This window comes from Micromonospora desertarenae (assembly GCF_056150265.1).
This window is the reverse complement of sequence record NZ_JAXCFQ010000003.1, coordinates 493,422-502,805: the sequence shown is the minus strand read 5'-3', so window position 1 is coordinate 502,805 and position 9,384 is coordinate 493,422. Positions and strand designations below refer to the sequence as shown.

Sequence of the window (9,384 nt, the reverse complement as noted above, 5' to 3'; positions counted from 1 at the left end):
TTCGGGTTGCGGGCCGCGTACCCACCGTTCGTGCCGAAGAGCCGGCTGGTGAATGAAAACTTTCACAGCCACCGTTTCCCTCCGGCTGGTACAACCCTCCCGTGGACGCAACGAAGCTCCGACGGGCCATCGCCCGCACCCCGCTCGCCCCGGTCGCCGCCTTCCCCAAGCGGCTCGCCCGGGTCGCCCGCCACGACGCCAAGGTGCTGCGCACCTCGGCGCGCTGGCTGCTCACGTCGCGCGAACATCACAACTACACCTACGACCTGACCAAGCTGAGTCGCCACCACCTCGCCTGGTTCGTCAGCGTGGTCTGCGACATCCCGGTCAAGCAGGTGCGCGCGTACCTCGACGAGATCGAGTCCGACGACACCCTGCGCCAGCACATCCAGCAGGCCACCGCCGGCGCCGCCCGCCGCGGGCTCGCCGACAAGCAGGTCCGCTACGCCCGCCGGATCGGCTGGTACGCCATCGTCCGGGCCACCCGCCCGGCGCACGTGGTGGAGACCGGTGTCGACAAGGGACTCGGCAGCTGCGTGCTCGCCGCCGCGCTGCTGCGCAACGCCGCCGAGGGGCACCCCGGCCGGGTCACCTCGCTGGACATCAACCCCGAGGCCGGCTACCTGGCCCGGACCGCGCCCTGGTCCGAGGTGGTCGACCTGGTGATCGGCGACTCGATCGCCTCCATCGCCGCGCTGGACCGGCCGGTCGACCTCTTCCTGCACGACAGCGACCACAGCCGGGCCCACGAGAAGCGCGAGTTCGAGGCCGTGGAGAGCAAACTGGCCCCGAACGCGCTGCTGCTCACCGACAACGTCACCGCCACCAACGTCCTCGCCGAGCACGCCGAACGCACCGGCCGGCGGTTCCTCGCCTACCGGGAGACCCCGGCCAACCACTGGTACCCGGGGGACGGCATCGGCGTGGCATGGTGACCGGATGCGGCTGAGCGGGATCCACACGTACCCGGTCAAGGGTTGTCACCGGCTCGACCACGACGACGCCCGGGTGCAGCCGTGGGGCCTGGCCGGCGACCGGCGCTGGATGGTGGTCGACGCCGACGCCGTCGGCGTCACCCAGCGCGAGAGCACCCGCCTGGTCGCCCTGCGCGCCACCGTCCGCGACGGTGGCCTGGTGCTGCGCGCGCCGGGCCGGCCCGACCTCGACGTGCCCGAGCCGGCCGGCGGCGCGGCGGTCGCGGTGCGGACCTTCCGCAGCCGGAAGCTGCCGGTCCCGGCGCTGCCCGCCGGGCCGGCGGCCGACGACTGGCTCACCGGGCTGCTCGGCCGGCCGGTCCGGCTGGTCTGGCTGGCCGAGCCGACCCGGCACATCCCCGCCGGCGACCGCGAGTACGACACCGGCGACCAGGTCAGCTTCGCCGACGCCTACCCGCTGCTGCTGGCCAGCACCGCCTCGCTCGCCGCGCTCAACGACTGGCTCGCGGAGGCCGGCGAGGAGGCCGTGCCGATGAGCCGGTTCCGGCCCAACCTGGTGGTCGACGGCGCGCCGGCCTGGGCCGAGGACGGCTGGGCCGGACGGTCGCTGCGGATCGGCGAGCTGCGCTTCCGCGCCGCCGGGCGGTGCGACCGGTGCGTGGTCACCACCACCGACCAGGAGACCGGGGTACGCGGGAAGGAACCGCTGCGCACCCTCGCCCGGTACCGCAAGGTCGAGCAGAAGCTGCTGTTCGGACTCCACCTCGTGCCCGTGGAGACCGGCGCGGTGGCGGTCGGCGACGCGGTCCGCGTCGACGGCTGACCGGCCGGGTACACCGGCGGCTCAGGCGCCCGCTGGGCTGGGGCGGCCCGCTGGGCTGGGGCGGCCCGCTGGGCTGGGGCGGCCCGGGCGGGTCAGGCGGCGGCCCGGTCGGTCAGGTCGAGCCACATCAGGACCTCGTCGCGGTCGTCGCCGGGTCCGACGCGCAGCGCCCGGGGCAGCCGGCCGATCTCCCGGTAGCCGAGGCCACGGTAGAACCGGTCCAGGCCGAGTCCGTCGCGCAGCGTCACGTGCAGCGCCTCCCACCCCAGCTCGCGGCCGACCCGCTCGGCCTCGCGCATCAGCGCGGCGCCGTAGCCGCGACCCTGGGTGTCCGGGTGCACCATCACCCGCTTCAGCACGCACCAGTGCGCCTTCAGGTCGAACCGGTTGTCGCTGAAGATCAGCACGGCGACCAGCCGCTCGCCCGCGTACCCCACCAGCAGCCGGTCCGGGCCGTCGCTGACGTCCGCGAACATCGGCTCCGCGGTGGCGCGGACCCGCTCGGCGGTCACCGGCGGCACGAAACCCACGGCCCCGCCGGCGTTGCTGACGTCGACCCAGAGCGCGACGATCTGCTCGCGCAGCTCGGGGGTCAACTCGGGGTCGAGGACGAAGCGCAGACTCACGCCCGCCATCCTGGCCCGCGCGGCGCGCCGCGACCTGCGATCGTGACGCGCACGACAGCCGACGACGCCCCGCCTGCCGGGCGGGGCGTCGCCGGCCGCCCACGCCAGTCACGTTGGCGACGGCAGGCCGGAAGTTGTCCGCCCCGCCGCCGCTGGGACCACAAGTTGGTGCGGGAGAGGGGACTTGAACCCCCACGTCCTCACGGACACAGGAACCTAAATCCTGCGCGTCTGCCGAGTTTCGCCACTCCCGCTGGCGTTGGTGAGTCTAGAGCGTCTGGCCGCCCTGGTGGTGAGCCCGGCCTGGCTCAGGATGTGGAAGATGGTTCCGTGGCTCACCTCGCAGCCGCCGTTCGGCAACTGCTGGAGTAGGCGCGCCAGCCGCTTCGGCCCGAGGTCCGGGTTGGCCAGTGCGTACTCGATAACCGTCTCCCGGAGCGCGGCCGAGCGCCAGCGGCGGCCGGCGGGCCGTGGCCTGAGCACCCCCTCCTGCTCCAGCCGTTGGCGGATCCGGTGCAGGTGGTTGGGATGACATCCGACGCGATGCGCGGCTTCCGTGGCGGTCAGCTCCCGCGCGTCGACACGGCCGAGCAACTCGACAAGGTCCCGCTCGGTGACGGGCCGCCGCGCGTTGGCCAGTGGGGGCCCGTGCCCGGACGGCGCAGGCGGGTCAGGCGGTGCCGTCCCGAAGACTCGACGGCTCCGACCCGCGTAGGTCGCGGTCTGACTGTGGCAGTTCGGGCAGAGGATGCGCAGATTGGGCGGACGGTTGTCCAGGAAGTCCCCGTTGATGTGGTCGACGTGCAGAATCAGCGGTTTGCCCCGCCAGCTCGGCCCGACGCCGCACTCTTCGCACTCCTCGGGCACGCCGATGGTGCCGAGGGCCCACCTCAGCCGGGTGCCAGGTATGCGCCGGGATCCCTCCGGTAGCCGCGCCAGCAGCTGGGCGGAGGTCGTCCGCCGCTCGCGCCGCCCGGCACCGTTGTGCGCACCCGTGAAGTGGGAGGTGTCGATGCCGAAGCGCTTCAGTTGGCGGCTGATGTGCGCGTGCGAGCCGCCGCTGACCCGCACCCCGAGCAGCCGCATCACCTCGGTGACGCTGCGCGCGACGGCCGCCGCCGCGGCGAGCGCCTCGGGGGTGTACTTGTACCGGACCACGTACGCACCGTAGTGGCCCGGTACGACAGGTCAGTCCAGGCCGAGGTCCCGGCGCAGCTTGGCGACGTGCCCGGTAGCCTTGACGTTGTAGAGCGCCCGCTCGATCTTGCCGTCCGCGTCGATGACGAAGGTGGACCGGATCACGCCGGTGACCGTGCGGCCGTACATCTGCTTCTCGCCGTAGGCGCCGTACGCGCTGAGCACGCTCTTGTCGGTGTCGGAGACCAGCGGGAAGGTGATCGCGTCGCGCTCGCGGAACTTCGCCAGCTTCTCCGGCTTGTCCGGGGAGATGCCGACCACCTCGTAGCCGGCCGCCTGGAGCGAGGCGAGCGAGTCGCGGAAGTCGCAGGCCTGCTTGGTGCAGCCGGGGGTCATGGCCGCCGGGTAGGCGTACAGCACGACCTTGCGGCCGCGCAGGTCGGCCAGGGAGAGGGTGTCCCCGGTGTCGGTGGGGAGGCTGAACTCGGGCGCGGGGTCGCCGGGAGAGAGTCGCTCGGGCGCGGTCATGACCGAGACCCTACCGCCGCCCGGGCCGGTCGGGGCTCGTGGCGCCGCGTCGACGCCGGCGTCACACGGCGAGCCGGACCCCGGCGCGCCGTCGCGATCGGCCCGGCCCGGTCCACCGCCGGGGCGGCCGGACCGCCGTGATCAGGACCATGGCTTGTTGCCAGATATTGGCAACAGCGATATGGGGAAAATAGGCTGAGCCTGCCGGCGTGGACAGGCCCGCCGTCGCGTGGGAGGTCACGTGGAAACCCTGGCGATGCACATCTCGAACGGGATCATCGACGGTCCCGTCGCCGCGGTGTTCGCGGCGGTGGCGCTGGTGGCGATGACGTTCTGCGTCCTGCGCGGCCGCAGCGACCTGGACGACCGGCTCGCCCCGATGGCCGGCCTCGTCGCCGCCTTCATCTTCGCCGTGCAGATGCTCAACTTCCCGATCTTCACCGCCGGCGTCAGCGGCCACCTGCTCGGTGGGGCGCTCGCCGCGATGCTCGTCGGCCCGTGGGTCGGCGCGCTCTGCGTGGCGGTGGTGCTGGTCGTGCAGGCGCTGGTCTTCGGTGACGGCGGGGTGGCCATGCTCGGCCTCAACATCACCAACATGGCGGTCCTCGGCACCGCCGCGGCGTACCTGCTGATCGCGCTGCTGCTGCGGGTGCTGCCGCGCACCCCGACCGGCCTCGGCGTGACCGCGTTCGTCTCCGCCCTGCTCAGCGTGGTGGTCGCCGCGATGGGCTTCGTCGGGCAGTACTGGCTCGGCGGCACCACCGACCTGGGCGGCAACCTGGGTGGCCTGGCCGGCACGATGGCCGGGGTGCACCTGCTGATCGGCGTCGGCGAGGGGCTGATCACCGCGACCACGGTGGTCACCGTCGCCAAGGTGCGGCCCGATCTCGTCTACGCGCTGCGCGCCCTGAAGCCGGCTGCGCCGGCGCCCGTTCCGGCCGTCGGAGGTGTCCGGTGAGGAAGCGTTCCTGGGGGTTCGTCGTCGGTGGGCTGCTGGTGGCCCTGCTGCTGGCCGGGGTGGTGAGCAACTTCGCCTCGTCGCACCCGGACGGGCTGGACTCGTCGCTGCGCGAGGGCTGCACGTTCGACGCCGAGGACAACATCACCGGCGGCACCTGCCCGGCGCGGGCGGAGCGGGAGCACGAGATCGGCGGCCCGCTGGCCGACTACGGCATCTCCGGCGTCGACAACGAGTTCCTCTCCACCGGCCTGTCCGGGGTGCTCGGCGTGCTGCTCACCTTCGCCGTGGCCGGTGGCGCGTTCTGGCTGGTCCGCCGCCGGGGCTCGGACGCCGGCGGGGCCGCCGGGGGCGCGCCGGACGCGGCCGCCGACGGGCGGCAGCGCGCCGGCACCGCCGGCTGAGCGGCGGTACGACGATGGGCGCCGGGCACGCGCACGTGCTGTACCGGGAGTCCGCCTCACCGGTGCACCGGCTCCCGCCCGAGGTCAAGATCGTGGCGATGGTGGTGTTCACCCTGGCCGTGGTGGCCACCCCGCGCACCGCGTTCTGGGCGTTCGGCGCGTACGCCCTGCTGGTGGCGGCGGTGGCGGCGCTGGCCCGGGTGGGCCCCGGCTGGCTGCTCAGCCGGGCGCTGATCGAGCTGCCGTTCGTGCTGTTCGCGGTCGCGCTGCCGTTCCTCGGGGCCGGCGAGCGGGTCGAGCTGCTCGGGCTGCGGCTGTCCGAGGACGGCCTGTACGGGGCCTGGAACATCGTCGCCAAGGGCACGCTGGGCGTGCTCGCCTCGCTGCTGCTGGCCGCGACCACCACCACCCGCGACCTGATCGTCGGCCTGGACCGGCTGCGCTGCCCGCAGATCCTCACCCAGATCGCCACGTTCATGCTGCGCTACCTGGACGTGCTGGTCGGTGAGGCCCGCCGGATGCGGGTGGCCCGGGTCTCCCGGGGTGACGACCCGCGTTTCCTCTGGCAGTTGCGCGGCTTCGCCGCCGGCGTCGGGGCGCTCTTCCTGCGCGCGTTCGAGCGGGGCGAGCGGGTCTACCTGGCGATGCTGTCGCGCGGCTACTCGGGGCGGATGCCGGCGGTGTGGCAGGGCGCGGGCGCGGCGACGGCCGGGCAGTGGCTGGTCGCGGCCACCGTGCCGGTCCTGGCGGCCGGCGTCGCCGCCACCGCCGTCCTGCTGACATGATCGGTGTCGTGCAGCCGACACCTCCCAGCCTGGACGTCCGTGGCGTGCGGTACGCGTACCCGGACGGGCACGTGGCCCTGCACGGGGTCGACCTGACCGTGCCGCGCGGTGAGCGGGTGGCGCTGCTCGGGCCGAACGGCGCCGGCAAGACCACGCTGGTGCTGCACCTCAACGGCATCCTGACGCCCACCGAGGGGAGCGTGCGCGTCGGCGGGCTGGCGGTGAGCCAGGACCGGGCCACCCTCGCCGAGGTGCGCCGCCGGGTGGGGATCGTCTTCCAGGACCCGGACGACCAGCTCTTCCTGCCGACGGTGGCGGAGGACGTCGCGTTCGGCCCGGCCAACCTCGGGCTGCGCGGCGCGGAGCTGGCCGCCCGGGTGGACGAGGCCCTCGCCGCGGTGGGGATGGGCGAACACCGGGACCGGGCTCCGCACCACCTCTCCTTCGGCCAGCGTCGCCGGGTCGCGGTGGCCACCGTGCTCGCCATGCACCCGGAGATCCTGGTGCTCGACGAGCCCTCGTCGAACCTCGACCCGGCCGCCCGGCGGGAGCTGGCCGAGATCCTCCGGGGCCTGCCGGTGACCCTGCTGATGGTGACCCACGACCTGCCGTACGCGCTGGAGCTCTGCGAGCGTTCGGTGATCCTGGACGCCGGCCGGATCGTCGCCGACGCCCCCACCCGCGACCTCCTGACCGACACCGACCTCCTCACCCGCCACCGCCTCGAACTCCCCTACGGCTTCACCCCCACCCCGCGCTGACGCCCCGCGATCTTGCACTTGCTGCCCCGACAGAAGCGGATGTAGCCCCCGAATCGAGGGCCGAAAGTGCAAGATCGACGAGGCAATGGGTGGCGCGGGGACGCGTCAGGGGTGGGGTGTGGGGGTGCGTTGGCGGGGGGCGGCGTGCAGGCGGAGGGCGCCGGCCGCGGTGGCGCCGGCGCCGGCGACGAGGACCAGGGCGACCAGGATCCGGGCCGCGGTGCCCGGCCAGGGCACCGGGGCGACGGCGCGGGCGAAGACGGCCGCGTTGGCCACCCCGGCGAAGAGCGCCAGGCAGGCGCCGGCCAGCGCCAGCGCGAACTCGGCGGCCGGCCGGCGGGCCAGCGCGTAGATCCCGGCGGCGACCGCGCCGAGCCCGGTGAGCAACGCCCACACCTGCCCGGCCAGCAGGCCGGTGAGCAGCCCGCCGACGCCCCGCGCGCCGGCGTCGACCTCCCGGCCAACGGTGAACACGACGGCGGCCAGCCCGCCGGCGACCAGCAGCGCGCCGAGCCCGGCGAGCGCCCGCCCGCCGGCCGGGGACCGGGCCGGGAGCAGCCCGAGCGCGCCCACCGCCAGCAGCCCGACCGTGGCCGCCGCCCACCACGGGTACGCGTCCGGCGGCGGCACCCAGTCGAGCGTGCCGCGGATCTCCGCGGGCTCGCCGCCGGCGCGCAGCGGCACCACCCAGTCCCGCACCCGGTGCTGCCGGTCGGGGGCGGCCCGCACCTGCGGCGGTGGCGCCGACTCGCGCCAGAGCGCCCGCTGGTCGTGCCAGCGCACCGTCGACGAGTCGTCCACCCGCCGCCAGTCCGGCGCGGCGGCCGGGTCGGCCTCGGCCGGCAGCCTGGTGTCGCCGGCGATGGTCCGGTTCAGGTACGTCGCGGGGGAGCGGCGGTTCTCGTACACCCCGTCCGGGCCGACCCGCAGGTAGGGCTCGCCGGAGTAGCCGAGCACCTCCACCGCGGTGTCGCCGGTGTTGGTCAGCTCCAGCCGGGCGCCCGCCTCCACCACCCGTACGCTCAGGTCCGGCCGGCTCGGGGTGACCGCCGTGATCTGGGTGCGGTAGTCGGTCCCGTCCGGGGCGTCCGCGCCGTGCGCGGCGGCCGGCGCGGCGGTGGCGAGGGTGGCGGTGAGCGCCCCGGCGAGCAGCAGCCCGGCGCGGGTCAGCAGGACACGGATCACTTCCCGGCCGCCTCCACGGCCGCCCTGATCCCCTCCGGGCTGCGGTCGGCGACCGGCTTGCCGTCGACCAGGATGGTCGGGGTGCCGGTGATGTTCGCCTTGCTGGCCTCGTCGGTGACGTGCTCGGTCCACGGCTCGTACGTGCCGTCGCGCACGCAGGAGCCGAAGTCGTCCCGGTTCAGCCCGACGCCCGCCCCGATGTCGATCAGCTCGTCGTCGCTGAGGCCGGCGCCACCCTCCGGCGGCTGCCGCTCGAAGAGCACGTCGGTGAACTCCTTGAACTTGCCGCCTGCGGCCGCGCAGCCGGAGGCGGCCGACGACCGGGTGGAGTAGTCGGTGGTGGAGAAGCGGTTCAGGTAGGCCACCGGGTGGAAGACGACCCTGGCCTTGCCCGCGCTGACCAGTTGGTCGATCGTGTCGCCGCTGACCTGCTGGAACTGCTTGCAGGCCGGGCAGAGGTAGTCCTCGTAGAGGTCGATGGTGACCGGGCCGGTGCCGAGCACGACGCCGGTGCCGGCCTCGTTGGCGCCCGGCGGGGCGGTGAACTCGTCGGCCCGCTGGCTGGAGTAGACGCTCCAGCCGATCAGGCCGGCGACGACCAGCACGAGCACCGCGCCGATCGACACCCAGAGCGTCCGCTTGCGCCGCCGCTCCCGGGCGAGCTGTTCGCGGACCACCCGGGCCGCGCCCTTCTGTCCCTTGCGACTACTCATCCTCGTCCTCCACGGGTGCGTCGCCCGTCAGCCAGCCGTCGACCGAGACGGGCGTACGCGGCCAGATCAGCAGGAATCCGGCGAGCGCCAGGAAACCCAGGTCCCGGAGGATCTCCGGGAGGTAGCTCGGCGCCTGCCCCGGGGCGAGCTGCCCGCCGCTGCCGAAGCAGCCGCAGTCGATCGCCAGGCCCCGGCTCCAGGCCGAGGCGATCCCCGCGATGAAGACCACCAGCAGCGCCGCGGAGACCCCGGCGGCCAGCCGGGTGGCCAGCCCGAGCAGCAGCAGTACGCCCAGCGCCAGCTCCACGAACGGCAGCGCGGCGCCGACCACGGTCGCCACGTCGTACGGCAGGATCTGGTAGGCGTGCACGGCGCGGCCGGAGGCGGCCAGATCGTCGATCTTGGAGCCGCCGGCGACCAGCCAGACGGCGGCCAGGCCCAACCGTGCGGCGACGCCGAGCCAGGGCCGGACGCCGGGCCAGCGGGCGGCCCGGATGCTCGGTGCGGTCACGGTCATTTGTCGTTCCGG

General features: G+C 74.3%; 12 protein-coding genes and 1 tRNA gene. 6 read left to right on the top strand and 7 right to left on the bottom strand.

The window, feature by feature from the left end:
- Positions 1-101: 101 nt before the first annotated feature.
- Together SM577_RS08320 and SM577_RS08315 are read left to right on the top strand one after the other, a co-directional pair.
- Positions 102-935 (top strand): class I SAM-dependent methyltransferase, encoded by an 834-nt coding sequence (locus SM577_RS08320; RefSeq protein ID WP_302917907.1) that lies wholly within the window; start codon positions 102-104, stop codon positions 933-935.
- Between the two features lie 4 nt (positions 936-939).
- Positions 940-1,758, top strand: coding sequence for an MOSC domain-containing protein (locus SM577_RS08315; RefSeq protein WP_474580537.1), 819 nt, complete (start codon positions 940-942; stop codon positions 1,756-1,758).
- A 92-nt stretch (positions 1,759-1,850) separates the two neighbouring features.
- On the opposite strand, the gene SM577_RS08310 is transcribed toward SM577_RS08315, so the two are convergent.
- From SM577_RS08310 to bcp, 4 genes are all read right to left on the bottom strand, one after another.
- Positions 1,851-2,393: an N-acetyltransferase family protein gene (locus tag SM577_RS08310; protein WP_474580538.1), complete on the bottom strand. Its 543-nt coding sequence runs from the start codon at positions 2,391-2,393 to the stop codon at positions 1,851-1,853.
- A 157-nt stretch (positions 2,394-2,550) separates the two neighbouring features.
- Positions 2,551-2,638: transfer RNA gene (locus SM577_RS08305), tRNA-Leu, on the bottom strand.
- Positions 2,601-3,542 carry an HNH endonuclease signature motif containing protein gene (locus SM577_RS08300; protein ID WP_474586603.1) on the bottom strand — a complete coding sequence of 314 codons (942 nt, stop codon included), beginning with the start codon at positions 3,540-3,542 and terminating at the stop codon, positions 2,601-2,603. The genes SM577_RS08305 and SM577_RS08300 overlap by 38 nt, the downstream gene beginning before the upstream one ends.
- A gap of 30 nt (positions 3,543-3,572) precedes the next feature.
- Entirely contained in the window at positions 3,573-4,049 is a 477-nt protein-coding gene (gene bcp, locus SM577_RS08295) for a thioredoxin-dependent thiol peroxidase (RefSeq protein WP_302917903.1), read from the bottom strand.
- Positions 4,050-4,290: 241 nt separating this feature from the next.
- Between bcp and SM577_RS08290 the strand changes: the two genes are divergently transcribed.
- From SM577_RS08290 to SM577_RS08275, 4 genes are read left to right on the top strand one after another with little or no spacing between them, the layout of a single operon-like run.
- Complete coding sequence (locus SM577_RS08290) at positions 4,291-5,007, top strand: energy-coupling factor ABC transporter permease (protein ID WP_474586602.1); 717 nt, start codon at positions 4,291-4,293, stop codon at positions 5,005-5,007.
- Entirely contained in the window at positions 5,004-5,411 is a 408-nt protein-coding gene (locus SM577_RS08285; RefSeq protein ID WP_302917901.1) for a PDGLE domain-containing protein, read from the top strand. Before SM577_RS08290 ends, SM577_RS08285 begins: the two co-directional genes overlap by 4 nt.
- A 14-nt stretch (positions 5,412-5,425) precedes the next feature.
- A complete protein-coding gene (gene cbiQ / locus SM577_RS08280; RefSeq protein WP_302917900.1) occupies positions 5,426-6,196 on the top strand; it encodes a cobalt ECF transporter T component CbiQ in 771 nt (256 codons plus the stop codon).
- Complete coding sequence (locus SM577_RS08275) at positions 6,193-6,957, top strand: energy-coupling factor ABC transporter ATP-binding protein (protein ID WP_302917899.1); 765 nt, start codon at positions 6,193-6,195, stop codon at positions 6,955-6,957. Before cbiQ ends, SM577_RS08275 begins: the two co-directional genes overlap by 4 nt.
- Before the next feature lie 105 nt (positions 6,958-7,062).
- Here SM577_RS08275 and SM577_RS08270 read toward each other — a convergent pair whose 3' ends face one another.
- Genes SM577_RS08270 through SM577_RS08260 form a run of 3 tightly spaced genes read right to left on the bottom strand, consistent with a single transcriptional unit; the run spans position 7,063 to position 9,372 of the window.
- Positions 7,063-8,142: a hypothetical protein gene (locus SM577_RS08270; protein ID WP_474586601.1), complete on the bottom strand. Its 1,080-nt coding sequence runs from the start codon at positions 8,140-8,142 to the stop codon at positions 7,063-7,065.
- Entirely contained in the window at positions 8,139-8,855 is a 717-nt protein-coding gene (locus SM577_RS08265) for a DsbA family protein (protein ID WP_302917898.1), read from the bottom strand. Before SM577_RS08265 ends, SM577_RS08270 begins: the two co-directional genes overlap by 4 nt.
- Positions 8,848-9,372 (bottom strand): MauE/DoxX family redox-associated membrane protein, encoded by a 525-nt coding sequence (locus SM577_RS08260; RefSeq protein ID WP_474580542.1) that lies wholly within the window; start codon positions 9,370-9,372, stop codon positions 8,848-8,850. The genes SM577_RS08265 and SM577_RS08260 overlap by 8 nt, the downstream gene beginning before the upstream one ends.
- Positions 9,373-9,384: the final 12 nt, after the last annotated feature.